Annotated in this window: 24 protein-coding genes and 2 tRNA genes; 4 read left to right on the top strand and 22 right to left on the bottom strand. The window is 39.2% G+C overall.

The window, feature by feature from the left end:
- Positions 1–2: 2 nt before the first annotated feature.
- The 18 genes from DXA13_RS22185 to DXA13_RS19075 form a co-directional block, all read right to left on the bottom strand.
- Positions 3–647 (bottom strand): 4Fe-4S dicluster domain-containing protein, encoded by a 645-nt coding sequence (locus DXA13_RS22185; RefSeq protein WP_243009232.1) that lies wholly within the window; start codon positions 645–647, stop codon positions 3–5.
- A gap of 56 nt (positions 648–703) precedes the next feature.
- Positions 704–1,564 carry a phosphoadenosine phosphosulfate reductase family protein gene (locus DXA13_RS22180; protein ID WP_243009231.1) on the bottom strand — a complete coding sequence of 287 codons (861 nt, stop codon included), beginning with the start codon at positions 1,562–1,564 and terminating at the stop codon, positions 704–706.
- Positions 1,565–1,730: 166 nt separating this feature from the next.
- Positions 1,731–1,967: a helix-turn-helix transcriptional regulator gene (locus DXA13_RS19140; RefSeq protein WP_118246631.1), complete on the bottom strand. Its 237-nt coding sequence runs from the start codon at positions 1,965–1,967 to the stop codon at positions 1,731–1,733.
- Positions 1,968–2,417: 450 nt separating this feature from the next.
- On the bottom strand, positions 2,418–3,686 hold the full coding sequence (locus DXA13_RS19135; RefSeq protein WP_243009230.1) for an AAA family ATPase: 1,269 nt from the start codon (positions 3,684–3,686) through the stop codon (positions 2,418–2,420).
- A 311-nt stretch (positions 3,687–3,997) separates the two neighbouring features.
- Positions 3,998–4,135, bottom strand: a complete 138-nt coding sequence (locus tag DXA13_RS21150; protein ID WP_181995750.1) for a hypothetical protein — start codon at positions 4,133–4,135, stop codon at positions 3,998–4,000.
- A gap of 92 nt (positions 4,136–4,227) precedes the next feature.
- Positions 4,228–4,830: a PD-(D/E)XK nuclease domain-containing protein gene (locus DXA13_RS19130; protein ID WP_118246624.1), complete on the bottom strand. Its 603-nt coding sequence runs from the start codon at positions 4,828–4,830 to the stop codon at positions 4,228–4,230.
- Positions 4,764–5,864, bottom strand: coding sequence for an AAA family ATPase (locus DXA13_RS19125; protein WP_118246623.1), 1,101 nt, complete (start codon positions 5,862–5,864; stop codon positions 4,764–4,766). Before DXA13_RS19125 ends, DXA13_RS19130 begins: the two co-directional genes overlap by 67 nt.
- A 152-nt stretch (positions 5,865–6,016) precedes the next feature.
- The gene (locus DXA13_RS19120; protein ID WP_118246622.1) at positions 6,017–6,412 is read right to left on the bottom strand and encodes a hypothetical protein; all 396 of its coding nucleotides are present in this window, start codon (positions 6,410–6,412) and stop codon (positions 6,017–6,019) included.
- A 120-nt stretch (positions 6,413–6,532) separates the two neighbouring features.
- On the bottom strand, positions 6,533–7,894 hold the full coding sequence (locus tag DXA13_RS19115; protein ID WP_118246621.1) for an AAA family ATPase: 1,362 nt from the start codon (positions 7,892–7,894) through the stop codon (positions 6,533–6,535).
- A 206-nt stretch (positions 7,895–8,100) separates the two neighbouring features.
- A complete protein-coding gene (locus DXA13_RS19110) occupies positions 8,101–9,033 on the bottom strand; it encodes a DUF5688 family protein (RefSeq protein ID WP_147348059.1) in 933 nt (310 codons plus the stop codon).
- A 49-nt stretch (positions 9,034–9,082) separates the two neighbouring features.
- Positions 9,083–9,715: a hypothetical protein gene (locus DXA13_RS22175; protein ID WP_243009229.1), complete on the bottom strand. Its 633-nt coding sequence runs from the start codon at positions 9,713–9,715 to the stop codon at positions 9,083–9,085.
- Positions 9,715–10,521 carry a recombinase RecT gene (locus DXA13_RS19100; protein ID WP_118246619.1) on the bottom strand — a complete coding sequence of 269 codons (807 nt, stop codon included), beginning with the start codon at positions 10,519–10,521 and terminating at the stop codon, positions 9,715–9,717. Before DXA13_RS19100 ends, DXA13_RS22175 begins: the two co-directional genes overlap by 1 nt.
- Positions 10,522–10,661: 140 nt before the next feature.
- Positions 10,662–10,946, bottom strand: coding sequence for a type II toxin-antitoxin system RelE/ParE family toxin (locus DXA13_RS19095; RefSeq protein WP_118246618.1), 285 nt, complete (start codon positions 10,944–10,946; stop codon positions 10,662–10,664).
- Positions 10,936–11,199 (bottom strand): type II toxin-antitoxin system Phd/YefM family antitoxin, encoded by a 264-nt coding sequence (locus tag DXA13_RS19090; protein WP_118246617.1) that lies wholly within the window; start codon positions 11,197–11,199, stop codon positions 10,936–10,938. Before DXA13_RS19090 ends, DXA13_RS19095 begins: the two co-directional genes overlap by 11 nt.
- Before the next feature lie 77 nt (positions 11,200–11,276).
- Entirely contained in the window at positions 11,277–11,630 is a 354-nt protein-coding gene (locus tag DXA13_RS23355) for a hypothetical protein (protein ID WP_347559933.1), read from the bottom strand.
- An 11-nt stretch (positions 11,631–11,641) separates the two neighbouring features.
- Positions 11,642–12,211 (bottom strand): lambda-exonuclease family protein, encoded by a 570-nt coding sequence (locus DXA13_RS23350; RefSeq protein WP_347559932.1) that lies wholly within the window; start codon positions 12,209–12,211, stop codon positions 11,642–11,644.
- Between the two features lie 75 nt (positions 12,212–12,286).
- On the bottom strand, positions 12,287–13,225 hold the full coding sequence (locus tag DXA13_RS19080) for a DUF932 domain-containing protein (RefSeq protein ID WP_118246616.1): 939 nt from the start codon (positions 13,223–13,225) through the stop codon (positions 12,287–12,289).
- Positions 13,226–13,348: 123 nt separating this feature from the next.
- Positions 13,349–15,598: a hypothetical protein gene (locus DXA13_RS19075; protein ID WP_118246615.1), complete on the bottom strand. Its 2,250-nt coding sequence runs from the start codon at positions 15,596–15,598 to the stop codon at positions 13,349–13,351.
- Positions 15,599–15,772: 174 nt separating this feature from the next.
- Between DXA13_RS19075 and DXA13_RS19070 the strand changes: the two genes are divergently transcribed.
- Positions 15,773–16,084 (top strand): helix-turn-helix transcriptional regulator, encoded by a 312-nt coding sequence (locus DXA13_RS19070; protein WP_118246614.1) that lies wholly within the window; start codon positions 15,773–15,775, stop codon positions 16,082–16,084.
- Positions 16,085–16,173: 89 nt separating this feature from the next.
- Here the strand turns inward: DXA13_RS19070 and DXA13_RS19065 are convergent, their stop codons facing one another.
- Positions 16,174–16,545, bottom strand: coding sequence for a hypothetical protein (locus DXA13_RS19065; RefSeq protein WP_118246613.1), 372 nt, complete (start codon positions 16,543–16,545; stop codon positions 16,174–16,176).
- A gap of 345 nt (positions 16,546–16,890) precedes the next feature.
- The gene (locus DXA13_RS19060) at positions 16,891–18,552 is read right to left on the bottom strand and encodes a hypothetical protein (RefSeq protein ID WP_118246612.1); all 1,662 of its coding nucleotides are present in this window, start codon (positions 18,550–18,552) and stop codon (positions 16,891–16,893) included.
- Between the two features lie 135 nt (positions 18,553–18,687).
- On the opposite strand from DXA13_RS19060, the gene DXA13_RS19055 reads away from it, so the two are divergent.
- The 3 genes from DXA13_RS19055 (at position 18,688) to DXA13_RS19045 (ending at position 21,791) form a co-directional block, all read left to right on the top strand.
- The gene (locus DXA13_RS19055; protein ID WP_118246611.1) at positions 18,688–20,130 is read left to right on the top strand and encodes a phage/plasmid primase, P4 family; all 1,443 of its coding nucleotides are present in this window, start codon (positions 18,688–18,690) and stop codon (positions 20,128–20,130) included.
- On the top strand, positions 20,067–20,468 hold the full coding sequence (locus DXA13_RS20790; protein WP_147348058.1) for a hypothetical protein: 402 nt from the start codon (positions 20,067–20,069) through the stop codon (positions 20,466–20,468). Before DXA13_RS19055 ends, DXA13_RS20790 begins: the two co-directional genes overlap by 64 nt.
- 75 nt (positions 20,469–20,543) lie before the next feature.
- Complete coding sequence (locus DXA13_RS19045; RefSeq protein WP_181995749.1) at positions 20,544–21,791, top strand: tyrosine-type recombinase/integrase; 1,248 nt, start codon at positions 20,544–20,546, stop codon at positions 21,789–21,791.
- Positions 21,792–21,926: 135 nt separating this feature from the next.
- Here DXA13_RS19045 and DXA13_RS19040 read toward each other — a convergent pair.
- A tRNA-Cys gene (locus DXA13_RS19040) sits at positions 21,927–21,997 on the bottom strand.
- A gap of 46 nt (positions 21,998–22,043) precedes the next feature.
- A tRNA-Glu gene (locus DXA13_RS19035) sits at positions 22,044–22,115 on the bottom strand.
- Between the last annotated feature and the right edge of the window lie 35 nt (positions 22,116–22,150).

Raw genomic sequence — 22,150 nt, 5'->3', positions numbered from 1 at the left:
GGTTAACCTCGCTTTATTCCTAAAACTTTTCTCATATAGCACCCTGCGTCAAAATGGCCTACGCACTCTCCACAACGCACACATTTCTCATCATCAATTTTATATTCTGTAGTCCCGTCAGGTAAATCTTTAACAGATATTGCTGTATGTTTACATACGCCCTCACAGGCCCTACAGCTCATACACATCTGATATTTTGTTATCTGGCATTGAATTCTTTTTTCCGCAACCTGCAGTGAACGGGCGCCTGCTATGTTTATTTTCTTTAAGGTTACTTTTAATTTCGTAGTACCGATTCTTCCTTGTAAAATCATGACTACACGCCCCGTTTTATCTAATATATAGACTTCACCAAGACGCTTATTGCCTAATTCTTTGTTTATATAACCAAATGGCTTAAATAATTCATATAATTCCTCAGAAATAGGTTTCTGTAAATCATAGTTAAATGCACTATCTTCTGTCGCACATGGCTCAAAAGAAATAACGGACTTTTGTGCCATTTCCAATCCATTTCCACCTTGTCTTGCCTTCCAGCTTCCTTCATCGACATACTTCTCAGGCTCTATTTTATCAGTTTGAACTGCAAAATTAATCAGCAATTCTCTCCACTTATAATACTTATCATACATATGAACTTTAGCCAAAAATTCAGACCAACTTCCATTATTGGGACAACACCAACAACCAACTCGGGAATAACCTAGTCATATGCTTCATTAAAGTCAATCCCTTCCGTCAGTAAATAAAGCCATACATCAAAATCAATCCAATCAATAATTGGGGAAACTACGGTTTGTTTGGCTATTTTGGGACTATCGCTTTCCCGGTCATATTTATCTCTGCTTGCAGATTCGCTTCTACGAATACCATAGAAGGTCAATATGTTGGTCTTATTTTTAAAGGCTGCTGATATTTTTCTTGTAATCGCGCCCGTCTTAAAAACAGTACAGCACCATCGCATTACCCGGCTAGGCGGTCCCACAACTTCACATAACTCTTCAAAGTTTTTTTCGTTGTTTCTAGCTGAAATCATTGGTATTCCTACAGTTTCTTCATTTTTAAGAAATCTTTTTTTATACTCGTAAGTCAAATCATGTTCTAACGTTGTGTCTCCAAAAATATGTAATATCTTGCGAGAGCCCAGTGCCTTTGTTACCAAGTGTGAAACCACGGTTGAGTCCTTGCCGCCACTGAATGATACAAACATTTCATCAATTGAGTATTTATCTAAGAAACTTCTAATATATCGAATACCTTCGTCATTTATTTCATCATATCGAACCTTGTTAATCTCTACAAACTTCCTTTTCACCTTATCAAAAAAGTTCATATCGATTTGATCTACATACAAATCATACTGCCTTTTGATTTTTATAATTTCTTCTAACGGTAAACTATTTAATTTAGTCGCAGATATAGATATCTTCTTTCCATCTATAATATAAGATCCACTTCCATTCCAAACAGAAGATTCCTGTAATGCAAGTGGATTCCCTTCATCCAAAATAATCCCAATTAATAAGCTTTCCTTGGGAAACACCGGCCTTATATCTGTAGACACATAACGCCCCTTTTCTCCACAGCAGGGACATATATCCCAATAAATAGGAACATTACATTTATCACACCAATACACCGTAGATGATAGCTCCGTCCGTTTTTTGCAAATACTACACTCTGATGTTTCCATAGGTACGTTACAATCGTTACAAAAATATTGAATCATTCTATTCCTCGTCTTCTAAATAAAATTCTAGTATGCTATTTGCCTGACAGTCAAATAATTTACATAACTTTTCTAATGTGTCATAATCAATACGCTGCATTTTATCATGATATAAGTTTGAAACCGTCCCTCTGGCTAAACCCGTTTTCTCACAAACATCCTGTATTTTATATCTGTTCTTACCCATTAATGTAGATAAGTTGCATCTAATTGGCACTACATTTCCCTCCAAGCACATAATATCGAACAAACGTATCGCTTTCATTATACCATAAGATCTCAATGTGATAAACAGATATATAGTTATTTCGATTAGCTTCCGATCTATTTTTTAGAAAAAATAAGATACTAAATATATTTGTTTGAAGGATCGTTGGTGTTTAACTTTACATGATCTCGACAAAAAATAAAGCTCCCTGCTGATTTATCCCTAGCAGGAAACTCTTATTCTCCTAATCCCATTCCTTTCTCCATCAAAAAATCTCTCACATTCCGATGCTTAATCCCATTCCGGCTCATATCAAATTCAACCAATAACATACAAATTGGCTGCCCACAAAAGGACAGCCATCATTCACACACAAACATATTATATACTATCCAATATCCCCTAATCCAAACCCAATCCTCCCCGCCAAATACAATGGAACAGCGTACTTTCTACCATTAATCCCTCCATAAGTATCCTTCAGATATACACATAATCCAGTTTCCCCTTCTCCAGCAGCCCATTCGCCGTTACCGCGATTTCATTCCCTCGTTTCACTTCAAGTCCATAATTCTTATGGTCCAGACGGCTCCTCACATAAAAATCCAATTCCCCGCTGGTTTTCTCGTCTGTCCCGAACCATGGAACCTGTCCTGCGATTTCCCGGCGCTTAATTCTGTCAATCAAGTTTAAATACACAAAGTTCTCACATAGACACCCGTCTATTGTCTCCTGAGCAGTACCAGTCAAAGCAAGAAATCTATTTGCAATTCCTAAATCCATAAAATAATATCGGCAGTTCTCGACAATATTTAAGTTATCACAGTCCACGCTTTTACTGCAGTATCCAATCTGATGGGACAGATAAAGCCAGCTGATTGCATAATTGACTGTCCTCTTAGCTATTTTCCCGCTTTCCTCTTTGAATATAATGCTCGTTAAGTCAGTAATTAAATCCTTAGTCCCCTTCTTCTCTTTCAGCATCATTGCCGCAATAGAAGAAAATACTTTATCAAACGTGGCTGTTTCTAATGGATTATCAAAATACCTGGTCGATTCTTTTATAAAAACAGCCACAAGGTTTTCAATTATATCCGCGCTGGCATTCATATCACCTGTTTGCAAATATGTCAGTACAACCTCTGGATATCCCCCAATATGCAGATAAACATCAAAATACCTCTTCAGCTTATCATAATCTTCATGGCTGGAACTGCCAAACAGATCTATACGCTCATACAACGCTCTCAATTGAAACGCATCCAAAAACTCCGGAAAAGTTAAAGAAGTCATTGTCAGAGATTCCACATCTCCCGCAGATAAAAAATACTCCTTCTCCCTTGTTTTTCCAAGATAGCTGCCAGTCACTATAAAATGGCAATTAAAGTCTCTGGAAAACTCCCGGATTTTACTATAAACCACCGGGGAATCCTGGATTTCATCTATCACGACCAAAAGTCCTTCATCATCAACAAAATTAGGATCATACAACTCAAATGCCTTGTGAACAGGTTTTTCAACCGGGATCTGTCCAGGCTCCCAGCTGGAAGCGGTTTCCAGACAACGTAAAAAGCGCTGGCCGGTAGTCCCGATCATATTAATATAGATATATGATTCATATTCCCTGGAAAACTGGTTTAAAATAAAAGTTTTCCCAACCTGACGCGCGCCTTCCAATTCCAACACTTTGTGAGAATTTCTTTTTTTCCACTCCAAAAGTTTATCATAAATATCTCTCTTTAATTCCATTCTAGTCACCACCTTTGCAATCCAAGTCAAACATCTCTTTGTATTCCATCATACCATTTTTTGAAATCGTAAGCAATTATAATATAATCACACAATTCTACTGCATAACCGATTTATCGACAAAGCCAGTTTTTATAAATATCACTCCAAATACCTTTCGCTTACGATCCCAACTGCCCTTTTATTCGCTCTTCCATAAATCATCTTCCTGCACATCGGACACTCATGCCAGTCCTCCTTTCTCTTTACAATAAAGGGTCGAAAATATAATCTCGTTGGCAATGACCGGTTTCTTAATCTGTTTTACGAACTCACCCTCCTCCAACTCCATAAACAAATTCATCTTCTCTCTGCCGAATTTTAAGATCCTCTATACTTTTTTCCAGCATAGTAATCCTGGCCTTTATCTTTCTATTAAGTATTTTTATCTGTTTTTCAATAAAATCCATACGAACCTCCATTAAAAAATGGCGTTACCACACACTCCATGCGGTAACGCCATTTTAATCTTAATTATTAATCTTCCTAATATACTATAACACTATATATTTATCACCTTATAAGTCATCTCGCAGTGTTTTTTATTATGGGCGATTCCCACACATAAAACTTCGCCGGACAAACCTGTATAATACTGATTGTCCAGTATCTGTTGCAACGCCTGTTCTTTTAACTGCGCAATATCCTCTCCCTGCTTAAATTCCACAATGACGTTGATATTCTTCGGAGACAAAGACTGTAGTGTAATATCACTTCGGCCATAACCGGTTTCCAGGTTACTGGTTACCCTATAGGAACCTCGAAGGGTAATGCACATACCAAAGAACAACATGTGATAGGCATTTTCTCTGGCATCCATATAGCTGGTACAGGAAAGCACAATCTCCTGGTACAATTCAAGAAAAAGTTTCATGTCCTTATTTAGCAGACAGGACATCATCTGCTTTAAGTCCAGGCCATCAATACCGGATATCTCAGCAATCAGCATTTGGAACTCTGACATAACCTCGTCATTAGGAATCTTCACCACCGCAGTGTTTTCATCCACCCGCCTCAGAGCAGTCAAATAGCCGGAATTCACCAGAAGTCCCCACAGGCTGTAATTGCTATCCCTTTCAATATACGAAGTTCCAGTGTAATCCATACCGCAATTTCTTTTCCCGCAATCAACTGTTCAAACTTTTCCCAAAAACGTCGGTCTGCTGTCTGCAGCGCCTTTTTTACCAGATAATTAGAAGATGTATTAATCCAGTAATTATCTAAGCTGCCTAAATCAGCATAATTTAAGATCGACCAAGGATTATACATTTCAATGTCCCCAAATCGATACCCGTCATATTTTTTACGCACTTTCTCATCCAGTTTCAAACTGTAGTCAGCTAAAAGCTTCTCGGTTTCTTCCGCAGTCAAGCCAAAATACGGTGCATATGTCTTATGCAGCACTGTGTATACCCTGGCATTATTAAACTGCGAAAAAATACTCTCTTTTGCCACCCGCTGAACTCCTGTAAGAAGCGCCTGTCCCAAGGCAGAATTCCCCTTCATCGCGCTTCCGTAAAGATTTGAAAAGAATTGGCCCAGTTTTTCATGATAACCATATTCATAACTACTCATAATTGGCTGATCGTACTCGTCAATCAATAGAATAGGTGCAATTCCATAGCCGTTCTTTACAAATTGTGTCAAAAGCTGAATCGAAAAAGAATACTGTCCATAGTTTGCCTGGGAATTTCTCAAAACATCTATCATTGCATAAAAATCCCTTGTTTCAAAGGAATCCTTATCTACTTTATCCCTTAGCAACTTCTCATACTGTAAATATTCCTGATACAGATTCCGTTTTACAAGAAACATCAGCTCATCAGCGGTTGCGCCTTTGCAGTCTTTGAAGGTGAAATAAATAACCGGACGGGAATTGATCTGATCCGCATACTCCGTCTCCATTATTGCCAGACCCTCAAAAAGTTCCCGGCTGTCCTTTGTAATGTCGAAAAACTCACGAAGCATCGTCATGTTGAGCGTCTTCCCGAATCGTCTGGGCCTGGCGACCAGCGCCACCTCGTCCCGCATTTCAAGGAAATCCTTTATCATCAGTGTTTTATCCACGTAATAGGCATTATTTTCACGCAGTTTCCGGAAATCGTCGGTTCCAATGGGTAACGTTTTTCTTCCTTCCATATTTTCAGCCTTCTTTCTCTCTTTCTCTGCCTGTTACCATCATATCATATTCCCAAACGGCTTTACACAGATATCTTCTTGTACAATTCAGCATACAATCATACAATTCTACTGCATAACCGCTTTATCAACAAAGCCAGATTTTATAAACATCATTCCAAATACCTTTCACTTACAATCCCAACTGCCTTTTTATTCGCTCTTCCATAAATCATCTTCCGGCACACCGGACACTCATGCCAGTCCTCCTTCATTCTGCCTTCCGTCAATATTTCATTATGGCACTCTTTACAATAAAGGGACGAAAATATAATCTCGTTGGCAATGACTGGTTTCTTAATCTGTTTTACGAACTCGCACAGCTCATTAATTTCCTTTTCCCTTTTAATAATGGCATTTTCTTTTCTCCTATATGCTCCTCCAACTCCATAAACAAATTCATCTTCTCTCTGCCGAATTTTAAGATCCTCTATACTTTTTTCCAGCATAGTAATCCTGATCGTTATCTTTCTATTAAGTATTTTTATCTGCTTTTCAATAAAATCCATGCAAACCTCCATTAAAAAAGGCATTACCACACACTTCATGCGATAATACCTTTTTAATCTTAATTATCAAACTTTCTATATTCTATAACATTGTATATTTGTGCTTATATTTAACGTTTTTTACTTTCTATCATACGGAAATCCCGCCCCTACTAAATAAATCGGGATTGTATCGAACCTCTCCCCATGTCCACCCACTATGGGGGCTGCCTTGAATCCCTTATCGATCATTCCTCTATCCTTATAAAATTCCAAAGATTTTGCTTTATTATTACTGCTCTTTACTTCAATCCCGATCTTAATATCATCATGATCTACTACCACAAAATCCAGTTCATAATCACCACAGGTAGAAAAACAGGGCTTATCCCCTCTCACTATTCTCCTACCCACAGGCGCCTGGTACAGACGGTTCAGTTCGCTATACGCAAATGTCTCTGTCAGCAGAACTTCAACTGCATCCTTAGGTACTGTCACCATATCAAAAATATAGCTGGCAATCCCTGTATCTGCAAAATATGCACGGCGGTTACTGATTACATCCGTCACATCTCCATTATTATAAAGATCACAATACCCAATAATTCCGGAATACAGAAGCCAGCTGGATGCCGCCCTGACCTCATTACTGCTAACTGGCTCTTTTACAGAATCCTTAACAAAGTTAGTTATAAATTCCAGTAATGACTTTCCTGATCCTTTCTTTTCCTCTGCCATTTGAACCATAACAGCCCGGTATACTTCGTTAAATATACTCAGTGCCGTGCTGTTGGAAAAAAAGCGACTGGATTCTGCCGTGAATGTACGCACTAAATCACCTAAGACGTCCATACAGTCTAAAGTGTTCCTCGTCCTCAGATAGGTAGTTACCACCTGCGGATAGCCTCCGATCTTTCTGAATATCTGAAAAGCCTGCTCTAACTTATCATAATCTTCCTTGGGAGACATTCCATATGGACTTAGAGTTTCCAAAATTTCTTCCAGCCCCTGGGCACGGCAGAATTCCCTAAATGACAACGGAAACATTTTAAGGTATGCAATTCCCGCGGGCAAGAAGAAATCCTTTGAATTTACCGTCCGGGCCAGATAACTGCCGCTCACAATAATATCGCATGAACACCGTTCCCGCAGATCACGTATTGCATTATATACCTCTTTGCTCTCCTGTATTTCGTCAATGATTAAGACTGTGTTTTCATTATTAATAAATTCCCCCAGCCCAGCTTTCTTACAGTATATTTCCATAAATTGATCTTCTGCAAGTAAATCTTCAAAACCATACTCATCCCTTACCAGGTTAACGTAAACGACTTGCTGGTAATTTTCATATGCAAACTTTCTTATTTCATGAGTTTTTCCAACCTGTCTTGGGCCTTCCACCTGAAGCACGGTATGATGTCTCTTGTTTTTCCAATCGTTCAGCTCCTTTTGTACATCACGCTCCAATTCAATATCATTTCTGACAAACGCCCGTTCTTTCACTTCTCCACCTACCCTTTTCAGTTCCCATTATTATTTTTTCTTTATTTAAATTTTCAACTATACTTATAATATCCGTTGCCCTGACTTTGTTCAAGAAAAGTTTATTTCCTCTATCCGACAACAATCTTTTCCTAATATACCAAAAGCAACATTGTCTTAATACGCCCCTGTGGTATTCCACAGGGGCTATATCTTATCCTACGTACTCATCCAACAACTTCTACCTCTCTTTTTTCAAGAGAATACCGGTATACCCGATCAGACAGGACATCTTCATCCGGCACATCATTTTCATTAATACTTTTTACCATATCTCTCATATCATTGTAGTCCATCTCATCCCTATCCGGTAACAGAATCGTTTCATGAATACTGGATGGCAAAATTATCACATCACCTCCCATTCTTTCAGCGAATTCCGCCAGAACGCCTTCATATAAAATGCAGGCTGCCCCATTCATACCAACGTTATTTGAACATATGTAAAGAATTGGAGAATCCGAAACATTTTCAAACATTGCATTAACGACAGTATCGTTAATTACCTCTCCGAACTCACCTCTTATTAATTCACTCAAAACATCTTCCATCGTTTTAATTACAGCAGGCATTAAAAGGGGAGTATTTTTTATTGCTGCCCGGTACAGATCTTCTTCTGTCACTTCCCAAAGCTCCATATGTCCCGTGCTAACCGGGACTGTAAACTGCCCTGCACTGTGATTTCCAAGATATATATAATAAATGATAGACAGATCCAGATATTCCCTGTGAGGCATTTCCTCCAGCATTTTTTTATTCTTCCCGGTATTAACCACCTTGTACAGAATCATATCTTTTATCCTGTCCCATGACAGCAGACAGCTCGAAAAATCAACAGAAATCTGCTCTACTTCGTTAATCCGGTAATCCTCAACCAACTCTTTTGCAAGCTGCTTCAGGCAACTTCCCTCCATATATTCCCTGTAGTATGGCTCCATATATACAATTGGTCCCATACTTTCGCCCCGCTTATGAATAACAAGCCCCGTAAACGGGCAGGCGTTATTTTTTTCAATCATCTTCACCCGTACCTGATAACCTTTGCCAAGACCACTCTTTAATAACCGTCTCATTTCTTCTGTAAATAATTCAAATTTCATATGTAATACCTCCATCTTAATATTCAGGCCCAAATTGCCTTTTCCTGCTTCAAAACACCTTATGTCCCAAACGCAAACCATCAAAAAACGCTTCTTTATACACAGCCTGAAGTTCCTGTGCATGCATCAACAGGATATTACAAGCAAATTCCTCCAGCTTTACTCTTGTTTCTGCCTCCAGAGTATTCAGTATCTTTTCCTGCTCTTCGTAAAAATCATCGGTATCTTTTCTGTCTTTTCTTAGTATCTGGTCGATTCTGTCTATCATTACTTCTTCTAAAAAATCTCTTCCTGAGTCTTTTATGTTAAACACCTCCTTATTTTTGCAGAAAGGGCATTCTGCCTCATCATAGCTCTGATAGATCTTCCCGCATTTTTCACAGACATCCAATTCTCCCTGGCGGAACTGCTCGTCCAGCCATGTTTCCGGATGCTGCCAGTCCACGCTCAAAAACATTTCTTCCGCAATCTCGGGCTGTCCCAAACATATCTTTAAAAAATCCAGTCCTGTATAGGTACAATCTGATAACTCAGGGATATAACATACAGCAAAAGGATCTCTATAAAATGCCGCCGGATTTTTATAAATCCATCCACTTTGTGACGCCCCTCGCTCGATATATTCAGGTCGCCCTTTTTCTTCATCTTCCGGTATGTAAATACCAATAACGGAGTCTGCCATTATGCAGCTCCCTCCTGGCCGCTGGCTTCCACCTGGCATTCGTTCCGGATTTCACTCATATCAATCGACAATTCCGACTTAATTGTCTCATCCATGGATAATGCCTTTTGAAAGTCAGAAGAAACGGGCGCATATTTCAGCGCCCGCTTAATCACCGTTTTCTTTGCCATATCTTCGTAATTTTCCTTCCAAGGGCTGAACCGGCTTCCAAAAGATTTCGAATACTTTTCTGCAAATGCATCCATATCCGCTTTATTGCTCACTTCAAAACCATAACCGCCGTTTGTCAGTTTAAACAGACCGTAGATGTAAGTAATCTCACCCCGTTCCCCGTCTCCCGGCCGATGAGTCAGTCTGGAATCCAGCCCGTATTGGTATTCAAAAGAATCAAATTCCCGTACCGTCTGTGCCTGTATCACCTGAATCAGACCCGTCCGGTAAGCCAGATCAATCAGACCTTTGTATCCGATCTGGAACTGACATTCCAAAGTCCCCTTATTCTTGTAAGGGATTAAATAAGCCTGTCCCAAAGGAGTATTCGGCTCCATACCCAGCTGCGCCGCATTCATTAAGGCAGCAATAAAGCTCATCGGAGTACAGTCCGCCAACTCCGGCGTATTGTTAATGGCGGACAGAGCCATTCTCATAAAGCGTTCCGGCGTCAGTATCGTTGGCAGCGCCCGTTTTATTTCCGGTTCCAGCGCCCTTACCATATCGACAATTGTCATATTTTTTGTTAATTTGACTGCCGGATTAACAGTTCCAGCTGCCCGTTTTTCTAATTCATTTTTTACATCAACACTCATATGCACAACCTCCATTTATTCTTAATTGCCTGTAAGAGGCAGAAAAATAGAGGATACCAGTTACGGTATCCCCTTAGTCCTCAATAAATCCTTACCTTATGCAATTAATGTCTGGTTCGCTACAGATTTCTTTTTATGTACTAGACGGTAACAATATCAACCTGAAGCTTCCTTTCCCATACTTTATAAATAATTATATAATGATCCACAAACAGTTCCCGGTATCCTTGGCCTGCATAACTGCCGTGTTTCCTCTCCGCCCCACGGTGCGGAAATTCTTCCAGGCTGAAAATTCCTTCTTCCAGCCGGGTGACCTGCCCTTCAGCATATTCCGGCATCTGGATCGTTTCGTAAATATACTGATATATCTCTTCCAAATCCCGGTACGCCTTCGGATATAATTGAATTGTATATTTACTTTGCATACTTTCTCCTAAGACCAGCCAATGCTTCTCTGGCGTCAATGAGTTCTGTACCTGCCTGAACTTCCTGTTCCGCTTCCGCAACAGCAGAATCGATCCGTTTATCATAAACCAGCTTTTCGTAAGCTTCCATACTCATTACAACCAAATCTCCATATCCGTTCTTTGTGACGAAAACAGGCTCCTGGCTTTTATGACAGAGGTCGGAAATCTCATTTGTTTTTCTTAACTCTGTTATAGGTATAATATTCGGCATAATCAGCACCTCCTTTATGTATATAATTATAGCATTATTATATACACACTTCAATGAAAACATGTATTGCCAAAAACTCATGCCGCTTTTACCGTAAATCTCCTCGAAGCAGTGACATTTAAAAAGTCTTTATAAATCTCAGGTCTCTCCATCTTTATCCTCTTAATATCTAACCGCACGCTCTCCAAGTTCGACCAGATCACCTGGTAACGGCTGCTGACGGCCATTTCACTGTCCTTCATATACAGCTTGACTTCCTGTTCAATCTGCTTCTGTTCCTGTTCCAACTTCTTAATCAGCTGGATGATTTCTTCCCTGCGCTTTAGTTTTTCATCAAAGCCAACAAGCGGAATGGAACTCTCCTTCCTGGCTGTATGAAAATATTGCTCCAGTACCTCATCGCAGGCCTTTGACCCATCCGGTTCCGGCATGTTCTTTGGAATTACGTGGTTATTCCAAAAATCAGATTCGATAGAATGAGATTTCGGATCATGTCGTCATCCCAGGAAACTTTTGTATATTGAAAGCCTTTTCCCAAAACAACCACGGCAATATACCATGCCCTCCTTCCTGTTACTGCCATGTAATGATAGCATTGAATCAGATAATGTGATGGAACCTCCCCATTTTTCCATTTATCTGCACTGTATGCACTGGCTGTCTTACATTCCAGTCCGGCGTCCTCTCCTACGATAAGGCGGTCAACATCGGCAATCATAAAGGGCTGCTGCCTGCTCCTGTACATCCGGTTGGAGCGGCGAACCTTCAATCCTGTAGCTTCCATAAACCTTTGTGCTACATATTCTTCCAAATCCCTGCCCTGCCTCATAGATTCGTTATCAGCCGTTTCCGATATCAAACATTCTGAAATCTTATTCTGATACACGCTCATTGGGCTGGAATACGGATTTAAACCGCAGATGGCTCCTGCATCCGATCCGCCTATACCCGTCTTCCTAAATTTCAGCCATTCTTCACGGCTCATATGAGTGGTCGATATTCCTTCTGTCATATTCAATCTCCTTTTTTCCATAAAAAGGGGGCTGCCAATGGTAGCGCCCCTGATATTTAAGCAGCATCGGGCGTTTCATGATACCGACTTCACCAGTTCATATGCCCGGTCAATCATGACATTTCCATCAATCGTGCGCGCAAACAGGTTTTCCTTGAAGTTTTTACGCTCCTTTAATGGCCTGGAATGTGTGGCAAAATCGGATACTGCATTTACAAACCGGTAGCCGTTTTTCCCTACGTGCTGTAAGTCCGGCGCATCATAATAACGAACCTTTACTTCTTCCTTCAGCCGGAGCAGGTTCTTTTTCTGCAGTTCCGTAGCGTTGTCTACCAAAGGAAAGAGGACATCTATGTATTCATAAATCTGACGGTCAGAGAGTTTAGTCCTGCTGAGCTGATCGATAGCCTTTCCCAGTTCAGCCATATATTTATCCGCATACAGCAGGGTATATCTGGCGTCCTCAAGCTTCCCCCGGATGTCCCCGGTGTGGTTTGTCGCCCAGCTCCTTTTCGCTGTGGAAAGTGCCAGGTTCAAAGTGTTCTGACAGACTACCCGGATCGGCGTCATAGCTGCTTTTATTGCCCCTGTCCCGTCATGAGAGTTCATAAAAACTAGATACGGAGTGACTTCATCACCGCTGATGATATAGCGCTGCGGCAACTTTGCCAGTAGCCAGGTGCGCCGCCCTTCCTGCAGGGAACCTGCCGTCTCATAAACAACGCCCTCACCCAACAGTTCATCTGTAAAGGCGAAGGCGTCTTCATTTTGTACAACCTTATAACGGTCTGTGACAACTCCCAAAATTTTGTTATCTCTGTCCCGTAAATTGGCCTGAAAGCCTGGGATGGGAATCCCGTCCTGAGTTACAATGGGCTTCTGGAGTACCGACCAGTCCAGTCCGGCCAATTCCAGCGCCGTTTTGGAATCAGGCGCCTCCATTACCATGGTTCCAAGTCCGTGCCATGGAACCTCTCTTCCTGTGTAAAACATGGTTTCTACGTTTGCTGACATCTTTTTTCCTCCTTTAATCTTACTCTATAAAGAAGAAAAACCCCCAGGCAATCCTATGCCTGGAGATTCTTCTGTCTTTTTAATCATTTGAAACTTTATCAGTTAGTGGTAACGATAGCCGGCCTACTGTATCCAAACACCATTTTCATCTACCCGAAAACCATCTGGTGTGGTCGCGCTGACTGCCATTTTTCCATCTGTATTCAAATAATACCACTTCTCTTTATCCTGAATCCACCCTGTCATGCGTTCTCCCGATGTATTGGAATAGTACCAATTATTGTTGTCAAAAATCCAGCCTATCCTCATCTCACCGGATACTGGCATTAAATAGTACCACTTATCAGAAACAGCGGTCCACCCCTGTGCCATATATCCGTTTACATCCATCCAATACCAGTTATTGGTTTTACGTACCCATGTGTTACTATAGGAAGATCCATCCGATCTTACAAAACGCCATCCATTCTGATCCTGGGACCATGTACCCGGTGTCTCAGGAATCACATCTGTCTTAGCTGCAGCCGCTCCGCCAGATCTTCCAGAACCACCGGAACCGCCAGATCCACCAGAACCACTAGAGCCACCACTCTGTTTTACTGCAAACTCTACTTCAATTGCATGATTACCCGCTACAGTTAATTCTAAAGCTGATATAATACCTTTTTCTTCTCCATCTAACTTAACACTGGAAATTTTGTATCCGTTATCTGGGCTGATTGTTAAGTTAAGTGTTGCCCCCTTACCCGCCATTAAAGTAGAGGGAGATACCTTTCCTCCATCATTGTGTGAAACTGCAATCAGGTACTGGTTAGAAGCTTCTATTTTCATATCTCCGGAAGCCTCCATGTATCCTTGATTATCAATTGCTTTCCCATTTTCACCAGTCAAAGAGATAGTACCTCTTGTCAGTCTCACCTCTCCAATGGTTGGATTCTCATTTTTAATGGCTGTTCCTGCTGCAATAATTGTCCCTCCATCCATTTCTAACTTTCCGGTCTCCATATTATAAACAGCTATAGTATTCTCATCCTGTGCGGTAATACTGCCTCCATTAATATGTAGTTTTGCATACTCGCTATTTTTAATAACACAGGAAGTTTCCGTTAAAACCGACCGGGAAAATGTGCGGTAATTTTGCTGTGTAGTAGGCCCACTTATTTCTGCACCATGATTGAGGACAGCTGTTCCTCCTGTACAATTATCGATTCCTATTACATTATCAGTAATAACTCCGCCATTTATCGTAGAGACTGGCGCATATTGCTCATTATTTTTTCCGTCCTCGTTATTATTATAAACACCCCAGATATTCTGGCTCACTTCTCCTTCAATCATAACAAAGTTTCCGTTTACCCATATCCCATATTCATTTGAATTTACAATGCCGCCATTCAGTTCTATAGAGCCAGGTCCTTGTATTCCGGCACCGGCAGTTGGAAAATCATTCTCTTTTGTATAATTTCCGTTTTCCGTAATTTCTCCGCCATTCAAGATAAAATGAGCACCCTCTGCCACTGTAACGCCGCCATCGCTAAATCCTCTTACAGTACCGCCGTTCATCTCACAATAACCGCCAAGAAAAAGTCCTCTTTTTACAACTTTTCCTACCAGATCTTCCGGTTCACATAATAAGTTTGTTCCATCTTCTATTACTATTTCGCTGTCTGGCATGGAATAAATCGTATAAGCGCGTACCCGGGATGAGGCCGCATTTGCATTCCCCCAGCCCGTTGCATTGATTTCGATATCCGACAATGTTAATTTCGCACCTTCAGCCACCGTTATCATTTGATTTGACGAATTATCACCAGGCCGCCCTAATCCACAGCTTAAAGAACCTCCCATCAGGTGAATGTCGGTATTCATTTGAATAAATAACCTATTTGTCAGCGAGATATCCCCATCAATATATATAGTATTTACTCCCTGAGCTACAGCTTCGGTTAATTCCCGCTCTGAACTAACCACAGTTTCTGCCTCCGATGGTGAGGCCACCCTTACCCCTTTATATAAAGATACAATTTCTTCCAGATTATCGATATTTTCAATCCCGTCAACATCCTCAGGATCGTTAATGTCTTTGTCCTCATCGGTATTAACAAGATCGTTATTATCTATAATCTCATCAGTGTCCCCGGGATTGTTGTTATCTTCAATCTCATCAACGTCCTCTGGATCGTAATTATCTTCAATCTCATCAGCATCTTCGGGATTGTCACTATCATATTCAGCATTAGAATCAGAGGCAATATGCATATTTTGTGATTTATTACCCTCATCAGTGGTTGCTTTTGCTATAGCCGGCATACCTGTTCCTTGAACTATTAACGCTGCACTTAAAAGTACCATAAATAGCTTTTTTCTTTTCATAACTTTTCCCTCCTGATAATATTTAATTTTTTACACATAATTGCAGTAACCAAGTTCTTCTTACCTCCCGTTTTTATCGTAATCTCGATATATATTATACGTCTATTTGCAACTATTGTAAATCACATTTTCGTAATAAACTAATCGTATAATCGATATGTAAGAGGTGTAAAATTGTTTGATGTATTAGGCAGAATAAATGAATTGAGAAACGACAGGAAGTGGTCTGTATTTAAGCTTGCGCAATACACCGGGATACCGCAGTCTACAATTGCGACCTGGTATCAAAAAAACCTGTGTCCTCCTATTGATAAATTGGAAATGATTTGCAATACATTTCATATATCTCTGGCAGAATTTTTCAGCACCGGACAAAGTATAGACCTGACTGAGGAACAAATCATTTTAATTAACAAATGGAATATACTAACCGATAAGCAAAAAAAGGCTGTTGATCTTATGATAGATGCCATTCTTGATAAGTGATTACTCGTAATTTTATAGTTTCTCTTGATACATGGATTACACTTTACAAGCCCTTCTGCTGCATTTTGGCTTCAGAAGGGCTCTTCAAACTATTTCTTATAAAGAATAATACACGAATTATTAATTTGCTCCAGTCTATAGCTGCAGCGTAATCGCTTTAATATCTTTATTCCCCCTCCTGCAACCGCAGTCAATACGGCTGATGAAGCAGTTGGAATACCCATAACTACGGCCGCGGGAGTCCCGGCAACCATAGATACAGCCATTGTTCCGCCCAACGTAGCCGGAATCATCAGAAGTGCTGCGACCGCTATCGCCAGGCATGCAAAACACACATACCACAAAGTCTTATCTAGATACCAGATTTTTTTTATCTTGGATGCCAGATCCCCTGTAATTTTTATTGTCTCCTCCTCCTCCTCAAGTGCTTTTCCCAATGCTTTTTCGTCTTTTACAACCATTTTTTCCTCCTTCTGTTTTAAAATTATTTCATTGGAACGCAGAAATCCCCCAGGCGATAATTGCCTGAGGGATTTCTATTGTGGTTATTCATTTTTGTCCAGCAGCTCGATTAGAGATGCAATGGTATTTAAAATAACCATGAGAATTTTACTGTACATTATTTTTACCTCCTATATAATTCTCACGGTTATAATATCTAATTAAATTATATTAATTTTTATAACCAGGATAAGTTCCAGGTTCTAGGTTCCTATATACATTAATAGTTTTAAAAGCGGTTCTAAGGAATTCCATAGAACCATATTTTAATAAACTTATCCTGCCTGGAACCTGGCACCCGGAACTTAATATTGTCTTAACCCATCATAAAAGGTTTTTGATAATTTATACACATAATTCGCAGGCTCTTTCTCCGGCTTTTTTGTGCTTTTAATCCGTTCTGCAAAATTAATAATCCCATTAAATATAGAAGAATAATCTATTTCCCCATTTTCTCTGGTAATATTATAATGCTTGACAGGTAGTAACAAACCTTCTTCTGTCTCTTTTAATACGCCTTTAAAATTTTCTATAACGCTATAATAGTTCTCTTCTATTTGTCTTTTTGTTTTAGCTATGTTACTTTCCTGGTTAATCATAATACCAATAATTTCATTCAAATCTAAGACGTGATTATTCTTTAGCCTTATTTCTTCGTAAGTTTTGTTAGATCCTTTGGAAACGAGTTGGGGCACTGTATATTTACTATCTAACCAAATACGTTCTTCTTTTACTGAAAATTTCTCCAATATCTGACTATCATGGCTATTTTCTAAATATTGTTCTAGTTCTTTAATTATAACATCAATTTTATCATACGCTTGAAAATCAATAGACTTCATAAATAACAGATAGCTAAGCCAGCCTATGACATAGGGAAATATAACTGCTGTAAAATTAAAAATTTTAGCTATTTGTTGAATAGCCTCCTCATGTTGATTAGTAAGAGTATATTCGATTGCTTTCTCAACTACGGGACGATAGTCATCCATAAATGGTAAAGGAATATATAATAAAAGCGAGCAAATACTTGCAATAATATATTCATTGTCATCTGCTGTCTCCTTTAAAGAAGTACGCTCCAAGTAGACTGTCAGTGCTTCGTTCAAACGATCTATTTTAAATAAATCATCAACAGCAGCTAGGTTTAACAATTCGGCTAACCTAGACGATTTATTATAAGCTATCTTGTCCTTTTTGAAAAATCTAAAATTACTATTATTATTTAAAATATCAGAGCCGTGATTTTCGATATGATAAATATTTTTTTCCTGTAACTCTTTATCATATGATTTAATTGTATTTACACTTATATTATTTAAAGATTTATTTGTAATTCCGCCGTTTGGCAAGGAACCCGAAACATTTAGTGCAACAAAAAACACAGCTGGTAGTAGTTCTTTAACATATATTTTCTCATTCATAATATAGACCTTTTTTAAATATTCAATTATCTCCCCATTATAAATGTGAGGTCTATTTTTTTTATTGCTATCTTCAGATTTACATTTTGGGGGAACATTGTCCTCTCTGACAACCCGTGGATCAAACATTCGGGGATCTTCATATTCTATAATCTTCGCAATATTTTTGCTCTTCCTTTTTATTCTAACATATATTGCTCGCGCCTCTTCACTGTCACATTCATAAAACTTTCTTATATAAGTCATTCCTAGTTCTTTTTTATTTTCTTCTTTTCGCTGGAACATGAAATCCATAATAAAATAGTAACAGTATATTGCTACTACCGGTTTTATTTTTAGCAAGAAATCATCCACACTATCCTCAAAAAGCAACGCTATGCTATTACATTTTATAATTTCCTGTAGTGTGTTATATTCCTCTTCAAATGTTCTTAGTACATTTGTAGTCTCCTTTTCCATATTTTCTACAAATGACGATAATATATCCCCACAAGGAGCAGTCATAACCTTACGTATGAATTTATCTATACGTTCTTCGAACATAGGCTCTTCCTCCTCCTAATATTATATGGTAAATCATAGTCCAATTCAGAAATTCTGTAAAGCTTTTTTCGCCTACCTGTACACTGATTTTTGTACTTTTTTATGGGATGATAAAAAGAAAAAGGAGGATTTATTATGAAATCATTAGTAACTTTTAACTCAGCACAACAAGAATTAGTAAGCTTTGAAAATTGCCAACAGAAAGATCTTGCATATTTCGTGGCCTCGTACAAAGATGAAAACAATCAGGTACATACCATAGAAATACCTGTAAGCCAAGTCCAAGGTAACCTGCCTGATACTTTATCGTATAAGGAAATCCGAGAAAGAGAAATCGACTTAAATCAATGTCATATTATGGATAACTATCAGGAGTGCATCAGCGATACTACAGATTTAAGTGTTAATAATCCTCCGCTTACGACTAATAATTCGAATCAGTCGTTTACGAAAGATATTATTTTAGCAGAAACAATGCAGAACCTTGCTCCTCCCCCAAAGCCCTTAGATGAACCACACATCTATAAGTCTGGCCCCCGTGACATAAAAAAATTTTCAGAGACTTCTTCTAATGAATACAAAAAGCAGGAGGTTTCAGGCGTAATGATTAGTCGCTTTTTGCAAAATGAACATAAAATTAAGGTCTACCAGGAAAAGGTATATATATTTAATGAAGAAAAGGGGATTTACGAATACTATACAGAGCGTGACTTAGATCGGTTAATAAATATGCATTTTGGACTGGCAATTGAAGCTCAAGATAATCTAAAGGCTTACAGAGATGCTCAAGAGTATTTAATTAAGCATTATGATCTAGTTGTGCCAAAAAACTTTACTCTTCCATGTCACTATTGGACCTTTAAAAATGGATTATATGATACGAATAGCGGTAAGATGATTAAAAATAATGGCAGTATTTTTGTACGGAATGTACTTCAGTGTGATTATAACCCTGAAGCTAGTTGCCCAAACTTTGAGCAATATGTGAATTCTATTACTGGTGATGATGATAATCTTGCTGCACTTATTTGGGAAACCATTGGATATCTTTTATCGTGTGATACTAGTGGAAAAGTATTCTTTGTTTTAGTCGGGAAGAAAGATACAGGAAAAAGTCTGTTCGCTAAAATTATTATGAATATTATTGGTGATGACGCCGTTTCTCATCTCAGTGCCCAGGAATTTTCCGGAAAATTTGATGTTGCAGATTTAAATGGCTGTCATTTGAATGTATGCATGGATCTTCCTGACACCCCCTTATCAGCAGATGCCGTAGCAAAAATTAAAGCCATTACTGGAAATGATAAGATTCGGTCTGATGTAAAATATAAGGATGCAATTAATTTTTATCCAACAGCCAGATTGTTATTTGGTTCTAACTCACAAATACGAACTAATATCTTTGATCCGGCATTTAATGAAAGGATGATTACAATACCGTTCAATTATCCTGTACCTAAGAATAAACAAGATTTTAATTTGCTAAATAAACTGTTACTGGAAAAGGAAGGAATTTGTGCAAAAGCCCTTCAGTATTACCAGCGTTTAGTAAAGAGAGCTATCATTTCACACATATAGATTGGGATGGCCCTGAAGTTTATCGCATTGATTACAACAAAGTTATTAAAATATTTGCAGAAACACACTGCAAGTATACTGGTAATATGTCAGACAAGCTTTCCACTAGCGATTTATATCCTGTTTTTAGCAATTATTGTTTTTCCCAAACGCTTGATACAATTGAACTTAATGATTTTTCAAAAAGGTTTAGGGATTGGTACAGGCAAACATATGGCGATATAGCAGATAAAAGGAAGGTTAAAATTAACGGGCAAGCCTTAAATGGTTACTATGGTTTAATTTTAGTTGACTCTGATATGTCTTCAAATTTCAACACAGAAAAAGAGACTGATTAAATACTATTGATAAATAATTAAATATTATACACTTAGTACCGCGATAAACTAATGCAGAAAGGAGGTGATGACGGTTTGTCCAAATCCATCAGCCCATACAAACAACAAAACGCAGATCTTGTAAGAAGCTTTACGGCCAATCCGTCAAAGCCTCCTGCATCATCGGAATCATTAGCCATTCAACAGCTCTTGAAAATTCTCTGCCCTGATGGTAATATAACACCATCGGCATGCGCAAAAGTAGTGGAATTTACAGAGAAAGAAAACAAAGTAAAAGAAGTATGTGATTTAAGCAAGGTAAAAACCCGTCCTGATGACGGAAGAATTTACTTAATTGTCAAGAGAAAGCCCATCAGCAGTACAAGCTACATAGGGCTCATAGATAAACTGTATGAGCACTTCTTCGGCATTAAAAACATAACTATGGAACAGTTCTTTGAAATCTGGATGAAATGGCGTGATGAAGAAACAAGCGTCTCCAAGAAAACCATCAAAGATAACCGATTCCTTTACAACTCGCTTTTGAGGGATAATCCGATTACCAAAATTCCCTTAAAAGAATTGTCTGTTCAGGATTATATAAAATATTTCCGGAGCATTACAAAGGATCGTGAGCTGACAAGGAAGCGTTTTAACGATTTAAAGAGTATCATGAATGGTATTCTGTATTTGGCCGTAGAACAGGGCATTCTGGACCGCAATTGTTTGAGGGATATTAATTACAGACAGTTTTCATACAAAGCTGAGAATACAGATGTCTTCCCTTACACAGAAGATGAGCGTCTTCGTATAATTAATCATCTCGATAACGATGATTTTTACTCCTTGGCTATTAAGTTCGATTTTCACATGATTATACGAATCGGTGAATTAAAAGGCCTTAAATGGACTGATATTAAGGGAGACTTCATCCATATCGAGCGATATGTGGATCATGAAAATAACATTATCGAGGACATCAAAGGCCATCAAAAAGAAGGTAAGCGCTTTATGCCCCTGACTCCGTCCGCAAAAGCTCTGCTGGCTAGAATAAAGGAACTTAATCCTGATTCCGAGTATATCTTCATACGGAACGGCCAGCCATTAGCTACCGCCACGTTTAACCGGCATTTGAAGAAATGCTGCAGAGAATTGGGGATTGAATACCGTTCTTCCCACAAGGTCCGCTTCTCCACCGCCTCGATCATGTATAAGAACGGCGCGAAGGCGACCGAATTAAGCCAGCTGCTCGGTCATACCACACTGCAGATGACGAATCACTACCTGCGTAATATCACCCCGGCTGAAGAAACAGCCGAAAAAATGAGGGCGATCCTTGGCTGACCGCCCTCGAAACTAAAGATCATGCTGTGATTATATTGTAAAAACTCTCACGCAAACAAGCGCAAGCACCCAAAAACACAAAGCAAAAGCCCCAGGGCCCTTGATTTCTCAAGGTTCCTGAGGCTTTCATCAGAGAGGCGACAACCAGATTTGAACTGGTGATAAGGGTGTTGCAGACCCGTGCCTTACCACTTGGCTATGTCGCCATATAATATTGTAAAAGATTGAAAATCATGAGAATTTCAATCTTAATGACCCCAACGAGATTCGAACTCGTGTTACCGCCGTGAAAGGGCGATGTCTTAACCGCTTGACCATGGGGCCTTAGCTTTTCCTGCCTCTTCCGACAGCTTCTGTTT

The organism is Clostridium sp. AM58-1XD, assembly GCF_003464085.1.
In the GTDB taxonomy this organism is placed as follows: domain Bacteria; phylum Bacillota; class Clostridia; order Lachnospirales; family Lachnospiraceae; genus Lachnoclostridium_A.
Note: the sequence above shows the minus strand (reverse complement) of the source record. Positions and strands in the feature narration are given on the sequence as shown.